This is a genomic window from Streptosporangium amethystogenes subsp. fukuiense (assembly GCF_042665875.1).
GTDB classification, from domain to species: domain Bacteria; phylum Actinomycetota; class Actinomycetes; order Streptosporangiales; family Streptosporangiaceae; genus Streptosporangium; species Streptosporangium fukuiense.
In genome coordinates this window covers 7,646,274-7,670,279 of the sequence record NZ_JBHTEE010000001.1, presented here as the reverse complement: position 1 = coordinate 7,670,279, position 24,006 = coordinate 7,646,274, and the positions used below count along the sequence as shown (strand labels likewise).

23 protein-coding genes are annotated in these 24,006 nt (G+C 69.6%); 11 read left to right on the top strand and 12 right to left on the bottom strand.

Going from position 1 to position 24,006, the window contains the following annotated elements; genetic code table 11:
• Positions 1–245: 245 nt before the first annotated feature.
• On the top strand, positions 246–1,106 hold the full coding sequence (rfbD, locus tag ACFQVD_RS34020) for a dTDP-4-dehydrorhamnose reductase (protein ID WP_343963214.1): 861 nt from the start codon (positions 246–248) through the stop codon (positions 1,104–1,106).
• An 85-nt stretch (positions 1,107–1,191) separates the two neighbouring features.
• Here the strand turns inward: rfbD and ACFQVD_RS34015 are convergent, their stop codons facing one another.
• Positions 1,192–1,788, bottom strand: coding sequence for a dTDP-4-dehydrorhamnose 3,5-epimerase family protein (locus ACFQVD_RS34015; RefSeq protein ID WP_343963213.1), 597 nt, complete (start codon positions 1,786–1,788; stop codon positions 1,192–1,194).
• A 241-nt stretch (positions 1,789–2,029) separates the two neighbouring features.
• On the opposite strand from ACFQVD_RS34015, the gene ACFQVD_RS34010 reads away from it, so the two are divergent.
• From ACFQVD_RS34010 to ACFQVD_RS33995, 4 genes are all read left to right on the top strand, one after another.
• Positions 2,030–2,260, top strand: a complete 231-nt coding sequence (locus ACFQVD_RS34010) for a hypothetical protein (protein WP_343963212.1) — start codon at positions 2,030–2,032, stop codon at positions 2,258–2,260.
• Positions 2,261–2,359: 99 nt separating this feature from the next.
• Positions 2,360–3,166, top strand: a complete 807-nt coding sequence (locus tag ACFQVD_RS34005) for an ABC transporter ATP-binding protein (RefSeq protein WP_343963211.1) — start codon at positions 2,360–2,362, stop codon at positions 3,164–3,166.
• Complete coding sequence (locus ACFQVD_RS34000; protein ID WP_343963210.1) at positions 3,166–5,697, top strand: ABC transporter permease; 2,532 nt, start codon at positions 3,166–3,168, stop codon at positions 5,695–5,697. The genes ACFQVD_RS34005 and ACFQVD_RS34000 overlap by 1 nt, the downstream gene beginning before the upstream one ends.
• Positions 5,698–5,751: 54 nt before the next feature.
• Positions 5,752–6,639: a DUF4429 domain-containing protein gene (locus ACFQVD_RS33995; RefSeq protein WP_343963209.1), complete on the top strand. Its 888-nt coding sequence runs from the start codon at positions 5,752–5,754 to the stop codon at positions 6,637–6,639.
• Here ACFQVD_RS33995 and ACFQVD_RS33990 read toward each other — a convergent pair.
• The 4 genes from ACFQVD_RS33990 to ACFQVD_RS33975 all read right to left on the bottom strand — a co-directional run bounded on the left by ACFQVD_RS33990 (position 6,636) and on the right by ACFQVD_RS33975 (position 9,440).
• On the bottom strand, positions 6,636–7,346 hold the full coding sequence (locus ACFQVD_RS33990) for an LmbU family transcriptional regulator (protein WP_343963208.1): 711 nt from the start codon (positions 7,344–7,346) through the stop codon (positions 6,636–6,638). The genes ACFQVD_RS33995 and ACFQVD_RS33990 overlap by 4 nt on opposite strands.
• Before the next feature lie 155 nt (positions 7,347–7,501).
• Entirely contained in the window at positions 7,502–8,515 is a 1,014-nt protein-coding gene (locus tag ACFQVD_RS33985) for a sporulation-delaying protein SdpB family protein (protein WP_343963207.1), read from the bottom strand.
• Positions 8,509–9,060: an SdpA family antimicrobial peptide system protein gene (locus ACFQVD_RS33980; protein ID WP_343963206.1), complete on the bottom strand. Its 552-nt coding sequence runs from the start codon at positions 9,058–9,060 to the stop codon at positions 8,509–8,511. Before ACFQVD_RS33980 ends, ACFQVD_RS33985 begins: the two co-directional genes overlap by 7 nt.
• Positions 9,057–9,440 (bottom strand): hypothetical protein, encoded by a 384-nt coding sequence (locus tag ACFQVD_RS33975; RefSeq protein ID WP_343963204.1) that lies wholly within the window; start codon positions 9,438–9,440, stop codon positions 9,057–9,059. Before ACFQVD_RS33975 ends, ACFQVD_RS33980 begins: the two co-directional genes overlap by 4 nt.
• A 277-nt stretch (positions 9,441–9,717) precedes the next feature.
• Here ACFQVD_RS33975 and ACFQVD_RS33970 point away from each other — a divergent pair, with 277 nt between their 5' ends.
• Positions 9,718–10,104, top strand: coding sequence for a GntR family transcriptional regulator (locus tag ACFQVD_RS33970; protein ID WP_343963203.1), 387 nt, complete (start codon positions 9,718–9,720; stop codon positions 10,102–10,104).
• Between the two features lie 98 nt (positions 10,105–10,202).
• A complete protein-coding gene (locus ACFQVD_RS33965) occupies positions 10,203–11,282 on the top strand; it encodes a hypothetical protein (protein ID WP_343963202.1) in 1,080 nt (359 codons plus the stop codon).
• Here ACFQVD_RS33965 and ACFQVD_RS33960 read toward each other — a convergent pair.
• The 5 genes from ACFQVD_RS33960 to ACFQVD_RS33940 form a co-directional block, all read right to left on the bottom strand.
• Positions 11,245–12,588 (bottom strand): cation:proton antiporter, encoded by a 1,344-nt coding sequence (locus ACFQVD_RS33960; protein WP_343963201.1) that lies wholly within the window; start codon positions 12,586–12,588, stop codon positions 11,245–11,247. The genes ACFQVD_RS33965 and ACFQVD_RS33960 overlap by 38 nt on opposite strands.
• Before the next feature lie 80 nt (positions 12,589–12,668).
• On the bottom strand, positions 12,669–13,163 hold the full coding sequence (locus ACFQVD_RS33955) for a flavin reductase family protein (RefSeq protein WP_343963200.1): 495 nt from the start codon (positions 13,161–13,163) through the stop codon (positions 12,669–12,671).
• A gap of 13 nt (positions 13,164–13,176) precedes the next feature.
• Positions 13,177–14,715 carry a tryptophan halogenase family protein gene (locus ACFQVD_RS33950; RefSeq protein ID WP_343963199.1) on the bottom strand — a complete coding sequence of 513 codons (1,539 nt, stop codon included), beginning with the start codon at positions 14,713–14,715 and terminating at the stop codon, positions 13,177–13,179.
• A gap of 44 nt (positions 14,716–14,759) precedes the next feature.
• Positions 14,760–15,791 carry a class I SAM-dependent methyltransferase gene (locus ACFQVD_RS33945; RefSeq protein WP_343963198.1) on the bottom strand — a complete coding sequence of 344 codons (1,032 nt, stop codon included), beginning with the start codon at positions 15,789–15,791 and terminating at the stop codon, positions 14,760–14,762.
• Positions 15,792–15,892: 101 nt separating this feature from the next.
• Entirely contained in the window at positions 15,893–17,122 is a 1,230-nt protein-coding gene (locus ACFQVD_RS33940; RefSeq protein WP_343963197.1) for a class I SAM-dependent methyltransferase, read from the bottom strand.
• Between the two features lie 393 nt (positions 17,123–17,515).
• Here ACFQVD_RS33940 and ACFQVD_RS33935 point away from each other — a divergent pair, with 393 nt between their 5' ends.
• From ACFQVD_RS33935 to ACFQVD_RS33920, 4 genes are all read left to right on the top strand, one after another.
• Positions 17,516–19,213 (top strand): carbamoyltransferase N-terminal domain-containing protein, encoded by a 1,698-nt coding sequence (locus tag ACFQVD_RS33935; RefSeq protein ID WP_343963196.1) that lies wholly within the window; start codon positions 17,516–17,518, stop codon positions 19,211–19,213.
• 13 nt (positions 19,214–19,226) lie between these two features.
• Positions 19,227–20,192, top strand: a complete 966-nt coding sequence (locus ACFQVD_RS33930) for a hypothetical protein (protein WP_343963195.1) — start codon at positions 19,227–19,229, stop codon at positions 20,190–20,192.
• A gap of 80 nt (positions 20,193–20,272) precedes the next feature.
• Entirely contained in the window at positions 20,273–21,412 is a 1,140-nt protein-coding gene (locus ACFQVD_RS33925) for a sensor histidine kinase (RefSeq protein WP_343963194.1), read from the top strand.
• The gene (locus tag ACFQVD_RS33920) at positions 21,409–22,092 is read left to right on the top strand and encodes a response regulator transcription factor (protein WP_343963193.1); all 684 of its coding nucleotides are present in this window, start codon (positions 21,409–21,411) and stop codon (positions 22,090–22,092) included. The genes ACFQVD_RS33925 and ACFQVD_RS33920 overlap by 4 nt, the downstream gene beginning before the upstream one ends.
• A gap of 1 nt (position 22,093) precedes the next feature.
• Here ACFQVD_RS33920 and rfbB read toward each other — a convergent pair whose 3' ends face one another.
• A complete protein-coding gene (rfbB, locus tag ACFQVD_RS33915) occupies positions 22,094–23,032 on the bottom strand; it encodes a dTDP-glucose 4,6-dehydratase (protein WP_343963192.1) in 939 nt (312 codons plus the stop codon).
• Between the two features lie 47 nt (positions 23,033–23,079).
• Positions 23,080–24,003, bottom strand: a complete 924-nt coding sequence (locus tag ACFQVD_RS33910) for an ornithine carbamoyltransferase (protein WP_343963191.1) — start codon at positions 24,001–24,003, stop codon at positions 23,080–23,082.
• Positions 24,004–24,006 lie beyond the last annotated feature (3 nt).

Here is a 24,006-nt window from a genome sequence, read left to right as displayed (position 1 = left end):
GAGAGTCGTCCGGTCCGCGCACGCCCTTGACCTGCTGGCTTTGCCGATCGCCGGACGACATGGGCTCGCGGTCCGCGAGGGCACCGGCAGCCCGGCGACCGCGGCGCCCGGGGCAGGCGCGCCGCCCCGGACGGGACGGATCGATGCGAAGAGAGACCGGCGCGATGTCTTCCGTACACCTCGATCGCCTTCCGGCTTTAAGGTGATCAGAGCCGGCGACGCCTGGAGACAAGGGAGACAACGCCATGACGTGGCTCGTCACGGGGGCGACAGGCATGCTCGGGCACGAGGTGGTCGCGCTGGCGCGCGGACGAGGGCACGACATCGCCGTGCGAACCCGCCGGGACCTGGACATCTCCCATCGGGACCAGGTCGAGTCGGCCTTCCAGACGCTCACCCCGCGGGTCGTGGTCAACTGCGCCGCCTGGACGGCGGTGGACGACGCCGAGGAACGGGAACGAGAGGCCTACCGGGTCAACGCCGACGGCCCCCGGCTGCTCGCCGAGACCTGCGCGCGGCACGGCGCCCGGCTGGTCCACGTCTCCACCGACTACGTCTTCTCCGGTGACGCGGACGTCCCGTACGGCGAGGGCGACCCGGCCGAGCCGCGGACCGCGTACGGGCGGACCAAGCTGGCCGGGGAGAAGGCGGTCCTCGACGCGCTGCCTTCCGCCGCCGTCGTCCGGACGGCATGGCTGTACGGCGCCCACGGATCGAACTTCGTGAGCACCATGCTCCGTCTCATGGCGGAACGGGAGACCGTCGAGGTGGTCGACGACCAGTTCGGGCAGCCGACCTGGGCCGTGGACCTCGCGGACCGGCTGGTCACGCTCGGCGAGCTCGGCTCCGCCGCGGGGGTGTTCCATGCCACCAACTCCGGGAAGGCCAGCTGGTTCGAGCTCGCTCAGGAGATCTTCCGGCTGTCCGGCACCGACCCCGGGCGGGTGCGCCGGACGACCTCCGAGGCCTTCGTCCGGCCGGCGAAGCGACCGGCTTTCAGCGTCCTGGGCCACGCGCGGTGGCGGGAGCCGGGCCTGGAGCCGCTCCGCCCCTGGCGGGACGCGCTGCGCGCGGCCCACCCCGAGCTGGCGAAGCCCTTCCGCTGAGAAGGCGCGCACCCGCTCACCGGTGGCGGGCCGCGACGGCCCGATGTGCGATGACCGGGAACCGTCGCGACAGGCCGGCGGGTTCCTACCCGCGGGGGTGCGAGGCGTAGAAGGCCAGGCACTCCTCATAGGAGGGCAGGAGACCGGCCGCACGCGCCTCGGCGAGGGTGGGCGCCGCGGCGTCCTTGGGCGACAGGAGCGGTTCGATGTCCGCCGGCCAGGTGATGCCCAGTTCGGGATCGAGTGGATGGATGCCGCGCTCCCTGGTCGGGTTGTAGCCCTCCGAACACAGGTAGATCACGGTCGCGTCGTCCGTCAGCGCGAGCAGGCCGTGCCCCAGTCCTTCGGACAGGAACACCCCCCGGTGGTCCTCGTCGTCCAGGCGCACCATCTCCCACCGGCCGAACCCCGGCGAGCCGACGCGGATGTCCACGATCACGTCCAGCATCGCCCCCCGCACGCACTTGACGTACTTCGCCTGGCCCGGTGGCACGTCGGCGACGTGAATCCCGCGCAGGGTGCCCCGACGCGAAACGGAACAGTTGGCCTGGGAGAGCCGCAGCCGCCGTCCGGTGACCGCGTGGAACTCCTCCTCGCGGAACCATTCGTGCAGACCTCCCCGATCGTCGATGTGGATTTTCGGGTCGTCAATCCATGCGCCTTCGATTTTCAGTGGCTGCATCTCGGCTGCTCCTGATCCCGGCCGTTTACCGGACCGTGTAGAACGTGGTGTGGCCTTTTCCGCCACAATCCAATGCTGACCGCAGACGGTCCAATTCGGGTGTCCCGCCGACGGTCGTGATACCAAAGTCGACGCGTCTCATACTTTAGTCGGAAATCAGGATCCGTATCGGCGACTTCGGTTGACGCGGGAGATGCCGACGACCGATTCCCGCCGCCACGATCTGCCTTAATGTTGAATCGTGCGTAAATCCTTACAGCTCATCGGGTTCATCATGATCCTCGAAGGCGTAAGCGGGGCCATCGATCAGATCGCCGTCCAGCCCATCCTCGGCGCGGTGCTCAACTTCTTCAACCGCGTCGTCGTCAACAACGTGGCCTTCCTGGAAGGTTATGAGATCTACGCGAACTTGATTCTTGCGGTCCTCGGGATTGTCGTGATAATCGCTGCGGAAAGAGCTCCGGCGTCCTGACGTCCCGCACTCTCCGCCCCACCTATTCGATGCCGGGATATCAGCAGAGGCCATGAACGAACTGTCACGACCATTACACACCTGTCCGAGGAGCCGGAAATGAAGAACTCGACGGCGGTGCTGGCGGAGGAGACGGGTGAGCCCGTCGCCGCCCGCGCGGAGAACATCTCCAAGCGGTACAGCACCGGAGACACGGCGGTGGCGGCCCTCGACGGCGTGTCGCTGAACATCCCGCGCGGCCAGTTCGCCGGCATCATGGGGCCGTCCGGTTCCGGCAAGTCCACCCTCATGCACTGCATGGCGGGGCTGGACAGCGTGGACTCCGGGCGGGTGTTCGTCGGCGACCAGGACGTGACGGACCTGAACGAGAAGCAGCTCACCCGGCTGCGCCGGGACCGGATCGGCTTCATCTTCCAGTCCTTCAACCTGCTGCCCACCCTGACGGCGCTGGAGAACATCGTCCTGCCGATCCGGCTGGCCGGCCGCACGCCCGACCAGGACTGGCTGGACTCCGTGATCGAGACCACCGGCCTGCGCGAGCGGCTGGACCACCGCCCGAACCAGCTCTCCGGCGGCCAGCAGCAGCGGGTGGCGTGCGCGCGGGCACTCGCCGGCAAGCCGGACGTCATCTTCGCGGACGAGCCCACCGGTAACCTCGACTCCCGGTCCGGTGCCGAGGTACTGGGCTTCCTGCAGAAGTCGGTGCGGCAGACCGGCCAGACCATCGTCATGGTCACCCACGACCCGGTGGCGGCCGCGTACACCGATCACGTGATCTTCCTGTCCGACGGCCGCGTCGTCGACCGGATGCCGGAACCCACCGCGGAGAAGGTCCTGGAGCGGCTGAAGAGGTTCGAACCCGCGAGGGCGAGCGGCAGGGCCCCCGGCGAGCAGGGGCGGATCTGATGCTCGCGAAACTCACGTTGCGCAATCTCCTGGCGCACCGGGTCCGGCTGCTGCTCTCCGTGCTCGCGGTGACGCTCGGGGTCTCCTTCGTCGCGGGCACGATGATCTTCCGGGACACCGCCAGCCAGAGCTTCGATCCGATCTTCGCTGGGCGGACCGAGACCACGACCGTGGTCGTCCGGCCCAAGCCGGCCGAGGGGGAGAACGCGACGCCGGCCACCATACCGGCCTCCCTGCTCGGCACGCTGCAGCAGAGCGTGCCCGGCGCCGCGGAACTCAAGGGACAGTACGACGGGTACGCCGCGCTCGTCCGCCAGGACGGGCGGATCGTCGGTGAGGACCGCGCGGCGCACCTGGGCGCGGCGTACCTGGAACGTCCGGGCGCGGGCCTGCGGATACTCTCCGGCCGGGAGCCCTCGGCGGCCGACGACGTCGTCGTCGAGGAGCGCACCGCGGCCGAGGGGCAGCTCAAGGTCGGCGACTCGGTCAGCGTGGTGACCGCGCGGGCGACGAGGTCGATGCGCGTCGCCGGCGTCTTCCGGGCGGTCAACGACCAGGTCGGCCGTGCCGCCACCTACGTGATGTTCGCCCCGGAGACCGCGCAGGCCCTGCTGACCGGCCCCGGGCAGTACTCGGCGATCTTCGTACGGCCGCGCGAGGGCGTCTCGCAGCAGCGGCTTCTCCAGCAGGTCGGCGCGGCACTCCCGGCGCAGTACGAGGCCAAGACCGGCGCGGACGAGGTCGAGGAGGTCAAGTCCCAGCTGAGCTCCCTCTTCGAGCTGATCAGCCGGTTCCTGCTGGTGTTCGCCGGGGTGGCGGTCTTCATCGGATCGTTCATCATCCTCAACACGTTCACCATGCTGGTCGTGCAGCGGCTCCGGGAGCTCGCGCTGCTCCGGGCGATGGGCGCGAGCCGCGCCCAGGTGACCCGGGCGGTGCTCGGCGAGGCACTCGGGATCGGCTTCCTCGGCTCGACCCTGGGCCTGCTCGCCGGTGTGGGACTGTCCTACGGGCTCAGGCTGCTGTTCGAGCGGTTCACCGGCGGCACCCAGGTTCCGCTGCGCACACCGGTGGTCGGGCTCTCGACCGTGATCTGGGCGTACGCGGTCGGCATGCTCGTCACGCTGCTGGCCGCCTACCTGCCGACGCGCCGCGCGGCGAAGATCCCGCCGGTCGCGGCGATGCGCGACGACGTGGCGCTCACCCGCCGGTCGATGACCCTCCGTCTCGTCGCCGGCGTCGTTCTGGCCCTGCTGGGCGCGGGAGCGCTGGCCACGGGCCTGGCGACCGGGAAGGCGGGGGGCGCAGCCCTGGTGATCGGCGGCGGCCTGCTGGCGTTGCTCGCCCTGACGATGCTCAGCCCGTTCCTGAGCCGGCCGGTCATCGCGCTGCTCGGCTGGCCGCTCTCCTGGCTCGGCGGCACGGTCGGGCGACTGAGCAGGGAGAACGCCCGGCGGGACCCCCGCCGTACCGCGGCCACGGCGTCGGCGCTGATGGTCGGGCTCGCACTCGTCTCGGTGGCGACGGTGGTGGCCGGTTCGATGAGCGCGTCCGCCGACCAGAGGATCGCCCGTCAGTTCGGCGCCGACCTCTCCCTGGACCCGCGCGGTCTCACCGGTTTCAGCCAGGAGACGGTGGACCGGGTGGCCGCCGTCCCGGGCGTGCGCGGCGTCACCGCGGTCCGGCACGGGACGATGCGGATCGCCGACGAGCAGGTGTCCGTCCTGGTCGCCGACCCGGTCGCGCTGGCGGGTCCGGCCAACCTGAAGATCGAGGACGGCACCGGCACCCTGGCCGCCGACGGGCTGCTCGTGCAGAGCGCACTCGCCGCGGAGCGGGGATGGAAGGTGGGCAGTACCGTCACGGGCCGTTACCCGGACCGGTCCGCGGTGACTCTGCGGGTGAGCGGTCTCTTCGCCGCCAACGAGGTCCTGGGCATGCCCTTCGTCATGAGCCCGGCCGGCTACCAGGCGCACGCTCCGGCCGGTCTGATCCAGAAGGCGTTCGTCGACCTCGACGACGGCGGCGAGGAGCAGGCCCTCGCGGCCGTACGGTCGGCGCTGCGCGCGTACCCGAACGTCGAGCCGAAGGATCGCGAGGCCGTACGGGCGGACGCCCGCCAGGAGATCGACCAGGTGCTGAACCTGATCGTGGTCCTGCTGGTGCTCTCGATCCTCATCGCCGCGCTGGGCATCGTGAACACGCTGAGCCTGTCGGTGATGGAGCGGACTCGCGAGATCGGGCTGCTCCGGGCCGTCGGGATGAGCCGCGGCCAGACCCGATCCATGATCAGCTACGAGTCGGTGATGGTGTCGCTGTTCGGTGCCGTGGCCGGTCTGGCGCTCGGCACCGCGCTCGGCTGGGCACTGCAGCGGGTGATGGCGGCCGATGGCGTCGAGGTACTCGACATCCCGTACGGCAGGCTCGGGCTCTACCTGCTCAGTGCCGTCCTGATCGGTGTCGTGGCGGCGATCTGGCCGGCCAGGCGGGCCTCGCGGATGAACGTCCTGCGGGCCATCCAGCACCAGTGAACCGTCGATGAGCGGGGGCTACGGTGACGCTTCCGGATGTCCTAGGGTGACGACATGGCCGAGATCTCCGTTCCGGACGGATCATGGACGTTCGACAGTGAAATCCTCAGGATCGTGCCGGGCGGGGACAGCGACGTCCACGAACTGCGCAAGACGCTCGGCGAGCTGGAGATCCCCCTCGCGGCGATCTCCGCGGCGTCGTTCGAGCCCTCGCGCAAGGGCGGCAACCTGCAGCTCCGCCTGCGGCCCGGAGCCGATCCGCTGACCGACGTGGTCAGCGGGCGGCTGTCGGGATCCGTCGACCCGTACCGGCTGGCCGTCCCCAAGGGGCGCACCGGGGCCGCCGAGTACCTCGCCGACGAGGTGCGCACCCATCTGATGCTGGATCAGGTGCCGAGCGGTCCCTGCGAGACCTTCCTGCTGCCCGGCCCCACCGTGCCGGTGTCGGCCTCGGCGGGCGACGGCACGGTGAGCTTCGACGGTGAGCGGATTCGCCTGGAGTGGAGCGTGTTCGCCAAGTCGATCAAGGAGGAGGCGGGTCCGCAGACGTTCCCGCTGGAGGATGTGGAGGGGGTGGAGTGGGCCCCGCAGACCGGCATCGGCTATGGCCGCCTCCGCTTCCGGCTCCGGGGCGGCGCTCCCGCCGTGTCGCCTGAGAAGGACCTGCACTGCCTGTCCTGGGGCGTGCAGCGGTACGGCGGCTCGACCGCTCTGGTCGCCGCCGCCGTACTGGCCCGGCTGTCACACCGCCCCGAGGAGCCGCCCGCGCTGCCGCCGCCGGCCCAGCCGGACGAGCGGCAGCGGCGCCTGGCCGCACTGGAGGATCACGATGCCCTGGTGCGCCGCCTGGCCGAACTCGGCGATCTGCACCGCTCCGGGGTGCTCACCGACGAGGAGTTCAGCTCGGCCAAGCGGTCGCTGCTGCGCCGGATGGAGCTCTAGCCGGGGACCCCCGCGCCCTCCTGGGTGACCTCCAGCGCGAACTTCTCCAGCACCAGGACCATCCAGTTGGCCAGGTCGCAGTTGTGCTTGCGCGCGGCGAACTCCCAGCGTTCGAGCTGTTCCTGGCTCGGGCTCAGCTGCAGCTTCACGGCGAGCCCGGTGCCGGCACCGTTCACCGGCGGGCTCGGCACCTCGGCCGGCTCGCCCTCCCCGTTTCTCAGGGCGGCCGCCTGCCTGAGCTCCTTGCGCAGGCGGTTCCTGGACCAGGCGTGCTGCTCGGCGCGCTGTAGCCACAGATCCTGTTCGGGCGCGCTCAGCGCCGCCACCTCCGCGTGGTGGGCGAAGCTCAGCTTGTCCCTGCGCCGGGGCAGGCCGAAGCGGCGGGCCACCCAGGCGTAGTTGCGCAGCGTCTGGTAGTCCAGCGACGTCCGCTCGATGGCCGTCCGGTAGCGGTCGGCGTACTGCTTCTCCCCGTAGACCAGCCAGTCGCCCAGCCACCACGCGGAGGAGTCGGCGATGAGGGAGAGCTGGCGGCCGATGCTCTCCCAGTTGGCGAACGGGATCTGGGTCGGAAACTGCAGGCCGGTTCTTCTCGGTATCACCGTCCGGTCGAGCCCGAGACGGCGGTTGATCCCGTTCTCCTGGGACAGGACCGGTGTCACGCGGCTCTCGCCGCCTTTCTTTCCCCGAACGAGAGGCTCGCTCATCGTTTTCCTTCCTTCGCCGTATCGCTGCTCTTCGAATCAGCACGACGTGAACGGCCGAGTCGTGATCGTTCCGCGTGCGCGGAGCCAGGGCACGAAGGTGCGCAGCTCGAATAGGTGCCGCGGCGCCGGCCGACTTCCGGCCGGTCGCCAGGTGTTCAGCGGCGTGCGTCGGTATCGGTCAGGCCGAGGCCAGCCTCGGCGACATTCGCGTCCCTGGGCTGGCGGGCGAGGCGTGCCATCGCCTGCCAGGCAGAGCCGGGAAGGACGCGCGGTCGGTGTGGAAGAAGCATCGGAAGCGTCGCGTTCCCGAACGCGAACGGCCGATCCAGAGGTCTCAGGTACATGACGAGGCAGGCGAACATCGCCAGGGCGAAGCTTCCCAGCCCCATGAGCAGTCCGATGAGGGCGTGCAGGGCGAGACCGGCCACCAGCAGGTAGGGACGGACGGCCCGCCGTGACACCAGCCCCATGACCAGGGCGAACTCGATGGCCACCGGTCCCCAGGTGAGCAACGTGACGCCGACCGCCGAGACGCGTAGCGGTTCGAGAACCCCCGCCGCCCAGCCGGGACTGCCGAACAGCGGATCGCTGAGCCAGTAGTACAGGGCGGTGCCGTCGGCCCATTCCTCCCGGCCCAGCTTCGCCACCGAGGCCTGCAGGTAGATACCGGCGACCTGGATACGGATGACGAGCAGGGCCGACCAGGCGACCAGCGAGGCGACCGGATCGACGACGGGCCGGGGACGCCCCCAGTGCCAGGCGCGTCCGTCGGTCAGCGCGATCGGCAGGAGCAGGAGGGTGAGCACCGCGGCGACCTGGTCTCCGCCGTCGGGGATCGTCGCGGACGCCTGGAAGCTCACGGCCACCCACCAGTGCGGCAGCGCGGTGAACCGCGGCCGCCACCCGGAGGCGGCGACGGCGAGGATCGCGATGGCCACCGGATGCGCCCGGTCGACGTCGAGGACGCAGAACAGGCCGTAGGCGGCGACGCCGTCACAGTACGGGTAGCCGGGAACGCCCTGCGCGGGCCTGAAGAGCGAGGAGGTCTCGCTGGCGAGCAGCGTGGTCAGAGTGCAGAGGGCGAGAAGAGTCCTGGCGAGCCCGTACACGTTCGTCCACGGGCTTGTCTCGGCCACCCCCCGTACCTTGGCACCGAGTCCACTCAGCATGCGACCTCCAATCGCACCACCGAGACCGGCATGTGGGTGTGCGCCGCGGCGTCCGCCCAGGCCCACGGCAGTGGCTTCTGCCGGGTCACCTCGAGCGTTCCGCAGAGGATCGGGTCGGGAGAGGGGTTGCGCACCGGCACCGCCGCACCGGGCAGTCCGCGGCATTCGGTCACCTCGCTCCGGCAGTCGCGCCACCGGTCGGCGGGCACGGCCGCGAGCAGGATGCCGCGTTCGACCCCCTCGGCGCGGGAGCGCCGGTCAAACCCCCACAGGTTGTGCGGCTCGGCGTGCGGTCCGAGCGTGAAGGGCTGCCACGCTCCGGTGGCGGACGCGCGCCACACGGTCTCCCTCGGTTCGCGGGCGGACTTGGTGAAGAACGCCCACCCTTGGGGGGCGACCAGCCGCGCCGCCTCGCTCACCGTTCGCTGCGCGGGCAGTCGGAGGGCGGCACTGGGCAGTTGGCCGATGACGACGTAGAGGATCAGGGCGGTCCATCCGAGGCCGAGCGCGACCGTGGAGACGCCCAGCCTGACATCGGCGTTCACCGGACAAGGGTCTTCGCCACGTCGTCGACCCAGCGTTCCTGGGCCAGCACGGTGCCGCCCTCGGGGACGCTCCAGATCCGGTTGGTGTTCCAGATGGTGTTGGTCTGCTTGACCAGCGTGGAGTCGACCACGATGAAGGAGTAGGCGACGTTGGGAGCGGCGGGACCGTTGTCGCCGACCGGCACCGTCGCGGCCAGTTCGCCGGCGGAGGTCGCGGCCTGCTCGATGCGGATCCGGTCGCCGCTGGTGATCGCGGCTTCGAAGGCGGTGAAGAAATCCGGTGCGGCGCGCTTCATCCCGGCGACCAGCTGCCGGGCCCTGGCTGCGGGCCAGGTCCCGGTCGAGGACGGGACGCGCAGGTCCGGATATGTCTCCGCCACCTGGCCCTGCCCCAGGAAAAGTCCCTGGAACAGGGCTTCCCCGTCATAACGTCTGACTTCCGAGGCTCCCAGCGCACTGGAGGCGCTCAGGAGGCCTATAACACACAATAGTCCTATAGATAACTGTCTATGCTGCATTGGCACCCCGTAACAACCCGCGTCAGGCAAGTTAGAAGTTATCCTATAATTTCTATAACAAGCAGTAAAGGGGCCGATGGCCCGACCAGACGCCCCACTACCTTTTGCCTACGGCGGAGGCGCCCCACCTTGAGACCTTATGCAGCTGAACATCGACCCTAACTCCGCAGTTCCCCTTTTTGACCAGATCGCCGAGGGCCTGCGGCGCGAGCTGATCACGGGAACGTTGCAACCAGGTGACCACCTGCCTCCCGCCAAGACACTGGCGGCGAGCCTGCAGGTGAACCTGCACACGGTGCTGCGCGCCTACGCGCTGCTCCGTGACGAGGGCATGGTCGAGGTACGCCGCGGCAGGGGAACCGTGGTCATCGCCTCCGGGGCGCGAAGTGGAGACCGGCGCCTGGACAGAGCGCTCGTGAGCCTCGTCGTCGAAGCGCGACGAGCGGGCGTCACGGAGAGCGCTCTGATGAATCTTGTGTTACACGCTTTCCGAAGCAACACAAGTTATGACACTATCTCGGATTGATCAAGATAGTGTCATTTGTCCGCCTTTTGGACAAATGTTATAATAACGGGGGAAATGTGCGATTCCAGGAGGAAGATAGGCGAGCAGCAATACGTTTCTTGATCATCGTGGTGCTCACTCCGCTCAGCGTGTTCGTCTTGACCCTGGCGGTCCCCTTCCTCCTCAGCGAGCGCCTGCCCGACCCGGTGGCCGCCCACTTTACCGATGGGCATCCCGATGAGTCAGCCCCGCTACAACCACTGATCCGGGACATCCTGATACTCGGCGCGAGCGTGTGGGCGATCCTGGCCCTGCTCGCCTATCTGCGGCCCGCGGGCTCGCTCGGGCGCAGGGCCGCCGCGGGCAGCGCCGCGGCCCTGCCCACCGCGCTGGGGCTCGCCGTGCTGCTGGGCACGGTGGGCGCCAACCTGGATGCCCCGACCTGGCGAGAGGCCACCACGTCACCGACCGCGGAGGTCATCACGATCGCCGGTGGAGCGCTGGTCTTCGTGTTCGGCGCGATCGCCGTGCATCCGTCGCGGCGGGGCCCGCGTGAGGCCGCCGACCTGCCGACCGATCCGGTCGTCGGCCGGGCCCGCTCCCGGCGGGGGCGCACGCTGTGGATCGGTCAGTCCCGCAACCCCGACCTCGTCTGGAAGACGTTCACGGCCACCTGCATCATGGTCGCGCTCACGATCGCCGGTACGCGCTGGATGGCCGTACCGGCTCTCCTGTCGCTGGCCACGCTGCATCTGTGGGGCGGAATCGTCGCCTCCTTCGACGGAACGACGCTCTCGGTGCGGGGCCGCATCCCGTTCGGTCTCCTCCGGCGCATCCCGCTCAGCAGGATCGAGACCGCGGAGAGGATCGAGATCGATCCGCAGGAGTGGGGCTGGGGCTGGCGGCTGCGCAGCATCAGGCGGCACGCCATCGTGATACGCAAGGGCGAGGGGCTCCTGGTGGCGCTACGCGGGGGCGGCGAGTTCATCGTGACCGTCGACGACGCCGCCGGCGGCGCCGAGGAGATCAGGCGCGCCCTGCGCGGGCAACCCCCCAGCCGCCCGGCCACCGTCCGGGGGATCACGACGCGCTACCTGTCCGGCCGGACCGGCGAACTCCAGGAGGAGCAGCGGCCCCAGCGGCTGTGGCCCTCGGCCCGGCTCAGGGCGACGGCTCACGACTTGTCATGCGACGCATGAACCACCCGGTGAACGCGGTGGTGACGACGGCGGTCAGCACCAGGACCGTGAAGCCGAGCCGGCTGATGATGCCGTACTGGAGCCCGATGGTGGCGATCACGAGCTCGGTGACACCTCGGCAGTTCATCAGCACGCCGAGTTGGAGCGCCTGCCCTCGGGGCAACCCGGCCAGCCATGCCGCACCGCCCGCGCCGGCGACCTTCGTCACCTGAGCCAGGACCAGGATTCCCACGGCGACCAGCCAGTGGCCGAGATCCGCGCCGAGAAGCCCGATCGCGGTGTTCAGCCCGACCCCGGCGAAGAAGAGCGGGAGCAGGATCATGAGGGTGAATCCCTGCAGCTGGTGGCCGATCCGGTCGGTGGCCGACGAGTTGCGCGGCACCGCGACACCGAACAGGAACGCGCCGATCAGCGGATGCAGGTTGATCAGCTGGGTCAGTGCGGAGAATCCGGTCGCGCCGATCACGAGCACCACGGTCAGGAGCCGCTCGGACTCCATCCGCGCCACCAGCGCGGCGAGTGCCGGCCGGACGCACAGGTAGGTGACGAGCACCAGCGCCACGGCCAGACCGGCTGTCTTGGACACCTGCCCGACGCCCCCGCTGCCGGTGCCGGCCAGGATCAGGGTGAGCAGCAACCAGGCCACCCCGTCTCCGATCGCCGCGGACGACAGCGACAGCGCGCCGACGCCGGTGCCGTCGAGCTTGAGGTCGACGAGGATCCTGGCGAGCACCGGCAACGCGGTGATGGCGAGCGCGAGCCCGAAGAAAAGGCAGTACGTCAACGTCGACACCGCGGCACCGGCCAGCATCGGCCCGGCGGCCAGCGCGACGCCGACGCCGGCGACCAGGGGCAGGCCCATGCCGCCGAGGACCGCGGCGGTGACGGTACGCGGGCGCTCGATCCTGTCGGTCCGCAGCTCACAGCCGAGCAGGAACATGAAGACGACGAGGCCGAGCTGCGCGGCCTTGTCGAGACTGTCGAGCACGTCGGCGGGGAAGAGCCAGCTCACCGCCTCCGGCCATACCTGACCGAGTGCCGAGGGACCCAGCAGCAGCCCGCCGAGGATCTCCCCCAGCACGGGCGGCTGCCCCACCCTGCGCATCAGCTCGCCGAAGAGGTGGCTGGCCATCAGGATGACGGCCACCGCGAGCAGGAACCTGGTGATCGGATCGACGGCCACCTCCGCGCGGAGGAGGCCGGGCACCCACAGGAGCACGGAGCCGATGAGGATCACCAGACCCGCGCCGATGCCGAGCCAGGTACGCCGGCCGAGACCTGGCTCGGTCCCCGGAACACTCGTCATGCTGGACGTGGTGCTCTCGGCCACGGCGTCGGCCGGGCGAGGCCCACTTCCTCCCTTCGGGGTCGTGCTCGTCGGGTGGGTCAGGAGGCCGGTACCGGTCGTGACCTCCCGCCGCAGAAGGCCCCCATGCCGTACAGCAGTGGGTTTCCAGGACCGGCCTGTACGTTCATCACCCGGCCGAAGAGCACCGCGTGGTCGCCCACGATCAATGTCTCGGTCACCTGGCACTCGGCCACCGCGAAGGCGTCCTCGATCAGCCAGGGCAGCCCGGTGAGCGCGGTTCGCCGCCAGGTGACCTGGTCGAAGCGGTCGGATTTCGGTGAGGCGAAGAGTTCCGCGGTGCTCTGGGCGCTCTCGTCGAGCAGGTTCACCGTGAACTCTCCCCGGCTGTTGACCGCGGCCAGTGTCCCGCTTCGGATGTCCAGGCAGACCAGCAGTGTCGGCGGGTCGAGCGTCACGCTGGTGAGTGAGTTGCAGGTCAGCCCGTGTGGCCGCTCGTCGCCGTCGATGGAGGTGATGATCGTGACACCGGTGAAGTAGGAGCTCATGAAGCCGCGGAAGGCCTCCGGCGTCACGAGGTGATGGCGGTCAGCCATTGATACCGGCCAGGTACTCGTAACAACTGGGCAGTGCGGCGACCATCTCCTCGGCCTCCGATCTGATCCGGGCGAACTCGGCCAGGGCGTTGCCGGGGTCGAGGTGTTTCAGGGCCGGGGGCGCCGTGCGGGGCAGGTGGCCCAGGCCGAGGTTCATCGCGTTCCACGAGTAGCTCTCGAATCCGTGGAAGTAGGGGTAGATGGTCTCCTCGTCCAGCAGGCGGGAGCGGGAGAGATCGAGTTTCTCGCGCAGCCCGGCCGGCATCGCGCGGGTCTTGGCCTCCTTCCAGTACGGGGTGTCGTCGCGTTGCGCGGACTTGTAGTGCAGGACCAGGAACTCCTTCACCCCGTCCACGGCGTTCGCGACCCGGGTGTTGTAGGCCGCGATCTGGTCGCTGTCCCATCGCTGGTCGGGGAAGTGCTTGACGAGCTGCTCGATGCCGTGCTGGATGAAGAAGATGCCGGTGGACTCCAACGGTTCGACGAACGCGCTGGACAGGCCGATCGCCACGCAGTTCTTGACCCATGAGTCCCGGTTGCGGCCGATGCGCATCCGGATGTGGTTGGCCTGGAGGTCCTCCTGGCCGGGTGCGGCGGCCTGGCGCAGCTCCCGTTCGGCCTCTTCGGGGCTGATGAACTGGTCGGAGTAGACATAACCGGTGCCGTTGCGGCGAAACAGTGGGATGGTCCACATCCAGCCCGCGCTCATCGCGGTCGCCGTGGTGTAGGGGCTCATGTCCGTGGCCTGTTCGCGCGGTACCCGAAGCGCGACCGCGCGGTTGTTGGGCAGCACGTCCTCGAACGACTGGAACTGGGTGCCGAGCGTCTGGTTGATCAGCATGCCGCGGAAACCGGTGCAGTCGATGAAGAGGTCACCGGCGATCTCACCGTGGGCCTCGGTGCGCACGTGGCTGATCCAGCCGCGTTCGTCCTGGGCGACGTGCTGGACGTTGTCCAGGATGTGGCGGGCGCCGCGTTTGACGGAGAAGTCGGCCAGGTATCTGGCGACCTCGTCGGCGTCGAAGTGGTAGGCGTAGGGGAACTGGGCTCGCTGTTCGGCCAGGGTGGAGCGGCCCAGCGGGCCGTCCAGTTCGGAGGCGAAGAGCGAACCGTCTCGCATCCGTGGTGAGCGTTTGGCCTCACACAGCGCCGAGGTGATGAAGCAGGAGCGGTCGAAGGGCTTGCTGCGGTCGCCCAGTTCGAGCCACCAGTCGGCGATGGAGAATCCGTCCACCACGCGTAGCCGCTCGAACGGGTGGTAGAAGTACTCGCCTGTTCCGCTCCAGTTCTCGAAGCGGATGGCGAGTTTGTAGCCTCCGGCGCATTTCGGCAGCCAGTCGGCTTCGTCAAGCCCGAGGTAGTCGAAGAAGTGTCGTACCGTGCTGAAGGTGGCCTCGCCGACACCGATCCGTTTGACCTGGGGCGATTCCACCAGGGTCACGTCGATCCGGTCGCCGAACGCCGCCATCAGGTAGCTGGCCGTCATCCATCCGGCCGTACCACCGCCCACGATAACCACGGATCGGATCATTAAAGCTCCTCAGCATTCGTTGGATAGGCCGGGTCTCGGCCCGGTCAGGCCAGTTCGTAGACGACGGAGTCGGCGGGGACCCGCACGGCGCGGGCGTTTAGGAACTTCCAGCCGCTCTCTTCGAACACGTCCTCCCACTCGGCGAGTGTGGGCAGGTAGACGCCCATCAGGTCGTGGGCGGTCTCGAAGGCCAGTGTGAACACGGGTTTGTCCCGGTCGGGGATGTTGGTGGTCCGCGCGGTGTCGCCGAGCAGGAACCTGCGGACGTTGGGGAACGCCTCGCGCAGTCGGCGCAGCGAGGTCACGCATCGCTCTCGCGGCCAGAAGTCGTGGCCCATCATGAAGCAGGTGAGCACTTCCACCTTCTCCAGGCGGGGGTCCGGGGCCAGGTCACGCACGTCCGCCTCGATGAAGTCGAAGCGCCCGCCGAAGCCCTCGGCGGCCACGTTCTCCGCGGCGTCGCGGAGGGCGTCGGGCGCGATGTCGATTCCGATGCCCTGGACGTTGGGATAGCGGCCCGCGATCTGTGCCAGGCGCCCGCCACTGCCGCACCCGAGGTCCGCGACGGTGCCGAAGTCGAAGTCGAGCGCCTCCATCGCCTCCCAGAAGACCGGGTCGAACGAATGCCGGTTGATGTCCTTGCAGGCGTAGCTGATGGCCACGGCGTTGCGCCGGTAGAAACCACCGACCCTGTTCTCGTTGCGGACGATGCCCGGCATGTTCGCGAACAGCTCGGCGCAGCCGATGGTCAGCCAGTGGAAGAACGCCTTGTCCCGGTAGACCTCGGCGAACGCCGAACCGGTACGCACCGTGTCCGCACCGCCGTCCGCAGCGTCGCGGACCACCACGCCGGCCGAGCCGAGCGCGGCGAACATGCTCCGCATGGACGGCAGATGCAGGTTGTGCTTCTCACAGAACGCGGGGACGTCGATCACACCGTGGTCGTTCAGCACGTCGAACGCGCCCACCTCCCACGCGGCGGCGATCGCGAACCCGGCCACGGTGGAGTTGAAGATGTCGGCGGACAGCCCCGTGCCGTCGGAGGACGGGCCGAATCCGGTCGCGTGTGCGGTCATCAAGCTCTCCTTCAAGCGGGCATCGGCGAAGGCGACACGACCGTCGCGTTCAGCGAGCCGGTACAGGCGGGGAAGGTCCCGGCTCGCGGGCCGGGGAGGGGTCACACGATCCGCACGTCCGGGACGTACAGGATCCACTTGCCGCCCGCGTCCCGGAACTCCTGCTCCTTCGCCATGATCTCCTCGGCGTGGTTCCAGGCGAACAGCAGGGCGTAGTCGGGGTAGGGCCGCGCGAAGTCCTCGGGCGTCCGCACCGGGATGTGCGTACCCGGGGTGAGCCGCCCCTGCTTGGTGGGGGTGCTGTCGCAGACGAAGGAGACCAGGTCGGGCCCGATGCCGCAGAGGTTCGTCACGGTCGCGCTCTTCGCCGTGGCGCCGTACCCGACCACCGACCTGCCCTCGTCGCGAAGGCGGCGCAGCAGTGCGGTGAGGTCCTCGCGGATCTTCAGCACGTTCTCCCCGAACCGGCGCAGCGTGGCCGTCTCGCCGAGCCCGCGCGCGTCCTCCTCCGCCAGCAGCTCGGCCACCGCGGCGGACGGCTGCCGCGACCCGGCGGGAGCCAGCGTGTAGCGGACCTCCCCGCCGTGCACCGGGAGCCGCTCCACGTCCACCAGCTCCAGCCCGTGCGCGGCGGCCATCGCGCCGACCGACCGCACGGTGAAGAAGAAGAAGTGCTCGTCGTAGATCTGGTCGAACGAGGTCCGCTCCACGATGTCGGAGAGGTAGGGGTCCTCGAAGACGAACACCCCGGTCGGCGCCAGCAGCGCGGCGACGCCGGACAGGACCGATCCGATGTAGGGGATGTGGCAGAGCGTGTTGGCCGCGTAGATGACGTCGGCGTGCCCCTCCGCGGCGAGGATCTCCTTCGCGGTCGACTCCTCGAAGAACGACTTGCGGACCCTGATCCCCTTCTCGGCGGCGAGGTCGGCCACGCCTCCGGAAGGCTCCACGCCGAGGTGCCGGACGCCGGCCTCCGCGAGCGCCCTGAGCATCACGCCGTCGTTGCACCCCACCTCGACGATGAACGGGTCCTCGCCGGTGAGCTCGGTCGCGAGCAGGCGCTTGGCCAGCCCCTCGAAGTGGTCGCGCATGTACGCCGACCCGGAGGAGTAGTACGGGTACTCCTCGTGGAACATGCGGTCCCGCGGCACCTCCTCCATGAGCTGCACCATCGTGCACGCCTCGCAGAGGCCGGTGGCGAGGCGGAAGAAGAACTCCTGGCCGAGGTCGGAGCCGGGGGCGAGGAAGGCGTCGGACAACGGCTGGCGCCCGAAGTCGAAAAACTCATGAACAGTGCCACCGCACACGCGGCATTGGGATGTGTTCGACATATGAGCTCCTGACTGACCAAACCGACGGCGAGTTGAGTGGGCCGAGCGTCAATGGGCGGACTCATCCGCGGTGTCCTCGACCAAGGAACGGGAATCGCTCCGTACAAGTTTCCGCAAGCAATGCTCTTTCGGCAAACACTTCGTTCCCACAGCGCCCTGCGGCGCTGGTGTTTCGCCTTTCTTGAGCAGGCCGGGAACTGATTTAATTTTCGGAAGTCGGGTCGGTTCGCTGTCCCGCCAGCGGGACGAAGAGGCGGTTCGCATCGGGGTTTATCTGGTACGACAGGGTCGTCCCGCGGCGCCGTCCGCCGACGGCCGCCTAGCATTTTGCGCTGTTAATTCGCTATCAATGGCAGGCACGGCGCAACCGCGCGACGAATGCGGAGGAGACCGATGATTACTGCCGGGCTCAAGCTGACCAAGAGCGGCGGCCTCGCCCTGATCCGGGATGGCAGACTCGAGTTCAATATCGAGATCCAGCAGCTGGACAACAACCCGCGTTATAGCGGCGTCCGGGACCTGGAAACCCTGCCGAAATTGCTGGCCGCCCGGGGATACGACGTGGACGACGTCGACGAATGGGTGGTCGACGGCTGGGCGGGCACGAAAAGCGGTCGGGTGCTGGATGTCGAGGTGGCGCCGTACCTGGAGACGGAGTCGGCCCCCGACCCCGCCCTGACCGGCCACCGGGGCACCGTACTGCTGGGCGGGAAGCCCAGACCATATACCAGCTATCCGCATGTGACGAGCCATATCGCGGCGGCCTACTGCACCAGCCCGTTCGCCCGGCGCGGCGAGCCCGCCATGGTCCTGGTGTGGGACGACGACGCCTTCCCCCGGCTCTACCACGTCGACGAGGGCGGGCGGATCGAGGCCGGCGGCGCGCTGTTCCCGCTCATCGGTGACGTGTACGCCATGGCCACCCGGCATTTCGGACCGTTTCCCCGGGAGAGCGGGGAGGGCGGGGAGGGCGAACCCGGCCCCCGCGCGGCGGGGAACCTCATGGCGTACATCGCGATGGGCACCGTCAAGGACGAGATCCAGGCGGTGCTCCGCACGCTGTTCCACGAGCACTTCGAGGCGGACACGCCTCGGGCGCGGGAGTACCGGCAGGCGGTCGTCGGCTGCGGCGGCGGCGCCGAGCCGTCCCACCGGTACGTACACGCCTACCTGGGCGAACTCCGTGAGCGGATGGACCGGCTGGGGGTCGGTGACGCCGACGTCCTGGCCGGACTGCACGACTTCGTGGAGAAGCTCCTCGTCGAGCGGCTGGTCTCGCGGATACGGGAGTGGCGGGGAGACGGGCCGTTCGACCTGTGCTTCGCGGGCGGCTGCGCGCTCAACACCAAGTGGAACTCCGCGCTCCGCGCGGAGCCGGCGATCCGCGAGATGTGGGTGCCGCCCTTCCCCGACGACTCGGGATCGGCGATCGGCGCCGCGGCGGCCCATCTGGGCCGCGCGGGCGGCCTGCGCCCGCTCGACTGGAACCTGCGGGCCGGCCCCGCACCGGTCCGCCACCCGCACCTGCCCCCGGGCTGGTCGGTGTCGCCGTGCCGGCCGGAGGAACTGGCCCGCCTGCTGCACCTCACCGGCAGGCCGGCGATCGTGCTCAGCGGGCGGGCCAAGCTCGGCCCGCAGGCGCTGGGGTCGCGCAGTATCCTGGCCCCCGCCGTCGACCCGGGCATGCGCCGGCTGCTCAACGAGGTGAAGCAGCGCGACGGGCACCGGCCGGTCACCCCGATCTGCCTGGCCGACCGCGCGCGGGACGTGTTCGATCCCGGGACGCCGGACCCGTACGCACTGTTCGAGCACCGCCTCCGCCCGGAGTGGGTGGATCGGATCCCCGCCGTCCAGCACCTGGACGGCACGACCAGGCTGCAGACGGTCAGCGTGGACGACGATCCGACGCTGACCGTCATCCTGCGCGAGTACCACAAGTGGAGCGGGATTCCGGTGCTGTGCGGCACGAGTGCCGGTCTGAACGGGAGCGGGTTCTTTCCCGACGTCGTCTCCGCGATGCGCTGGGGCCGGATCGACATCATCTGGAGCGACGGCGTCCTGTACCGCCGCGTCCGCAACGGCAGCGAGTGAAGGAGCCGGACACATGACCCGAGAACCGCGCGCGATGGTGATCTCGCTTCAGAAGAGCGGGACCCACCTGATGCAGGAACTCATGCTGGAGCTGGGCTTCAAGATGGTCGGCGTGCCCCGGCCCGCGCCGCACACCGTGCCCGTGTTCGACGAGGAACAGAGCAGGGCCATCGCGGCGCAGGTTCTCTCCAAGCTCGACTACGACGAGTTCCTCGAACTCCAGGGCACCGAGGCGTTCGCCGAGCGCGCCCAGGAGCTCTGGGGGACGATGGTCTGGCACTGGCAGCGCCAGCTCGGCCAGCGGGTGGTCAACCGGTACGGGCGCACCAAGTACGAGTACGCCGAGGGGCTCGCCACCAACCCGCACCTGTCCTACAGCCGGTTCTCCGACACCCCGCCCGGCCTGTGCTGGATCTTCCACGAGCTGGACATCGAACGGGTGGACGGCACCTTCCTGAGCGAGTGGGTGGAGACCGCGAACCCGCCGCTCATCTTCAACTACCGCGACCCGCGCGACGCCGTCGTCTCCATGATCAACTTTTTGGAGGGGCGGACCAGGGAGGGGTACGGCAACTTCTTCGAGGCCGACATCTTCAGCGCGATCCTGGCCAGCAAGCCCACCTGGGAAGAGAAGATCGACTACGCGTTGCGGGACCGGTCGTTCCTCGGCCGGGACCAGTTCGAGAAGGCGCTCTGGCTGCTCAACCACCCGAAGGTCTGCAAGGTGCGCTACGAGGACCTGGTCGGGCCGCAGGGCGGCGGCTCCCGCGAGCGGCAGCTCGACGCGGTGAACCGGGTGCTGCGCCATCTCGGCTCCGACCGGGACGCGGAGGAGGTCGCGGGCCGGGTCTACAACCCCGACTCGTGGAGCTTCTACAAGGGCCGCAGCGGCGGCTGGCAGGAGCGGTTCACCGCGCGCAACCTGGCCAGGTTCAACGAGCAGTTCGGCGACCTGCTGGAGCAGTACGGCTACGAATGAGGCGGGCCACCCCGGCCGGCGGCGGCGCCGGAGGCCGCACCGCCGCCGGGTCCCCGTGCCGCGTCCTAGACTTACCCGGGATGGATGAATTCGCCGTGTCGCCCGCGTCCCGGCGCAGCGTGCGCGACTGGCTCGTGGACATCGGCCTGTTCCTCTTCGCGGCGGCCTTCGGAATCATGACGGCCGCCGAGCGTATCCAGATGCCCACCCAGGACGTGTCGCCCTGGGTGTTCCAGCTCGACCAGGTGATCGGCGTGCTCGGCTGTGCCGCGCTGTGGCTGCGGCGGCGCCATCCGGTCGAGCTGGCCCTGGCCCTCGTCGTCCTGTCGGCCTTCTCCGAGCTGGTCGGGGGCGCGATGCTGGTGGCACTGTTCACGGTGGCGGTGCACCGGGCGGCGCGGACCACGTTCACCGTCTTCACGTTGAGCCTGCTCGCCGCGCTGGTCTACGCCGTGCTCAGGCAGGAGGTCGGCACGTCGCGCGAGCTGCTGTTCCTGCTGGGGGTCGCGACCCAGGGCTCCGCCATCGGCTGGGGCCTCTTCGTGCACCACCGGCGCAGGCTCCTGCTGTCGCTGCGGGAGAGCGCCGCCAGGGCCGAGGCCGAGGCCCAGCAGCGCGCCCGCGAGGCGATCGCCAGGGAGATCCACGACGTCCTCGGACACCGGCTGTCCCTGCTGAGCGTGCACGCGGGCGCGCTGGAGTTCCGGCCGGACGCCCCCGCGGAGGACATCGCCCGCGCGGCCAAGGTGATCAGGCAGAGCGCCCATCAGGCGCTACAGGACCTGCGGGAGGCCATCGGCGTGTTGCGGGCCCCGGTCGGCGAGTCACTGCAGCCGTCCCTGACCGACATCGAGGAGCTCGCCGCCGAGTCCCGGCGGGCCGGAATGCGGGTGAACCTCACCCAGGAGGTTCCCGGGACCGTCTCCGGCCGGAGCGGCGGCACCGCCTACCGGATCGTGCAGGAGGCCCTCACCAACGCCCGCAAGCACGCCCCCGGGGCCCAGGTGTGGGTGCACACGACGGGGACGCCCGGCCAGTGGCTCTCGATCGAGGTGCGCAACTCCGCGCCCGCCACCTCTCCCCCGGCGCCCGGCGAGGGCTCGGGGCAGGGGCTGGTCGGCCTGGCCGAACGGGTCGCCCTGATCGGCGGGCGGCTGGAGCACGGGCCCACCGACGAGGGTGGCTGGTGCCTGTCGGCCTGGCTACCCTGGCCGGTATGACCTCCCAGCAGCCGCGGCAGGTCGGCGTGCTCATCGTCGACGACGACCCTCTGGTACGCGCCGGGCTGGTGATGATGCTGGGCGGCGCGCCCGACCTCAGCATCGTCGCGGAGGCGGGCGACGGGAGCGAGGCGCTCTCGATGGCCGCCCTGCACCGCCCCGACGTCGTCCTGATGGACATCCGAATGCCCGTCATGGACGGGCTGACCGCGACCAGGGAGCTCCGCGTCCGCCCCGGCGCCCCGGAGGTCATCGTGATGACCACCTTCGACGCCGACGACCACGTGCTGCGCGCGCTGCGCGCGGGAGCGGCCGGCTACCTGCTCAAGGACACCCCGCCCGCCGAGATCGTGGCCGCGGTGCGCCAGGTCACCCTGGGCAACCCGGTGCTCTCCCCCGCCGTGACACGGCGCCTCATCGCCCGGGTCGCCGACGACGGCGAGAACGAGCGCCGCACCCGGGCGCGGGAGCGGCTGGCCCGGCTGGCCGACCGGGAACGCGAGGTGGCCATCGCGGTCGGGCAGGGCAGGTCCAACGCCGAGATCGGCGCCATGCTCCACCTCAGCCTGGCCACGGTGAAGACGCACGTGTCCAGCGTCCTCACCAAGTTCGACCTCAACAACCGGGTCCAGATCGCGCTGCTCGTCCACGACGCGGGCCTGCTCGACGACCCGCGGTGACTCAGCCGGCGGCGCGCTTGGACTTCCACCAGGAGGGGTTGTCGGCGTACCAGCGGACGGTCTCCGCCAGGCCGTCCTCGAACGCGGTCAGCGGCCGGTAGCCGAGAGCGCGCAGCTTCGTGTCGTCGAGCGAGTAGCGGCGGTCGTGCCCCTTGCGGTCGGTCACCCGCTCGACCATGGTCCAGTCGGCCTCCAGCGCGTCCAGCAGCCGCTGGGTGAGTTCCAGGTTGGTCAGCTCGGCGGTGCCCGCGATGTGGTAGACCTCGCCGGGCTCGCCCTGTTCGGCGACCAGGCGGATGCCCCGGCAGTGGTCGTCGACGTGGATCCAGTCGCGGATGTTGCCGCCGTCGCCGTACAGCGGGACCTTCCTGCCCTCCAGCAGGTTGGTGACGAAGAGCGGGATGACCTTCTCCGGGAACTGGTACGGCCCGTAGTTGTTGCCGCACCTGGTGATCGACACCGGCAGCCCGTGCGTGATCGCGTAGGCGCGGGCGATCATGTCACCGCCCGCCTTGGCCGCGGCGTACGGCGAGCGCGGGCGGAGCGGAGCGTCCTCGTCCCAGGAGCCCGTCTCGATCGACCCGTACACCTCGTCCGTCGAGACCTGGACGACCCTCGGCGTACCCGCGTCCAGGCAGGCCTGCATCAGCGTCTGGGTGCCGAGCACGTTGGTGCGGACGAACTCGCCGGCCCCCTCGATCGACCGGTCGACGTGCGACTCGGCCGCGAAGTTGATCACGACGTCATGACCCGGTACCACCCGGCCGAGCAGTTCGGCGTCGCAGATGTCGCCTTGGACGAGATCGTGCGGCACCCCCTCCAGGTTGGCCAGGTCCGCGGCGTACGTGAGCCGGTCGAGCACGGTGATCCGGGCGTCCCGGGTGGTGCGCACGAAATGGGACCCGATGAAGCCGGCACCGCCGGTGACGAGAATTCTCATGGGCGAGACACACCTTTCTGTCTGGGTAGGGCGGCAGGCGGTACGCGCTACCGGGCCAGACACCATTCCAGCACCGCCATGGCGCTGTGCAGCTTGTTACGCGCCTGCTCGAAGGCGATACTTGACGGGCCGTCCAGCACCTCGGCGGTCACCTCCTCGCCACGATGCGCCGGCAGGTCGTGCATGAAGCAGGCGTCCGGGTAACGGGACATGAGAGACACATCCACCTGAAACGGTGCGAAGACCTCCCGCCATCGCGGGTCGGGCTTGCTGGTCCCGGTGGTCTGCCAGCGGGTGGTGTAGACGACGTCGACCTGGGCGGGCAGCGACAGCATGTCGTGGCTCTCCCGGACACCGCCGCCGGATCGCGCGGCCAGCGCGGACGCCTCCGCGAGCACGTCCGGCGTGAGGCCGTACCCGCGAGGGGTGCGGAACTCCAGCTCGACGCGGGGGAACCGGGAGAGCGCGTAGGCGAGCGCGACCGCGGTGTTGTTGCCCTCACCGACGTAGAGCACGCGCAACCCCTTGAGACCGCCGAACCTGGCCGACATCGTGGTGAGATCGGCCAGGGCCTGCGTGGGGTGCTCCTCGGCGCTCATCGCGTTGACGACGGCGGGACAGTGCTCGGCGAGCGTCCGCATCTCCCGCTGCGGCCCGGCGGTGCGGACGACCAGGCCGTCCAGCATGCCACCGAGCACCCTCGCGGTGTCCTCCAGCGTCTCACCGGTGTTGAGCTGCAGGTCGCCGGGCCCGTAGGTGATCACCTGCGCGCCGAGCCGCAGCGCGCCGACGGTGAAGGAGGTCCGGGTGCGGGTGGAGGTCTTGCTGAAGTAGACGCCGACGATCCGGCCGCGCAGCGGGGCGTCGTGCGCCTCCGGGTCCGCGGCGAGGTCGACACCGCGCCGGACGATCGACTCGATGTCGGCGTCCGCAAGGTCGCGCAGCGAGATCACATCACGGGAACCGACCATGAC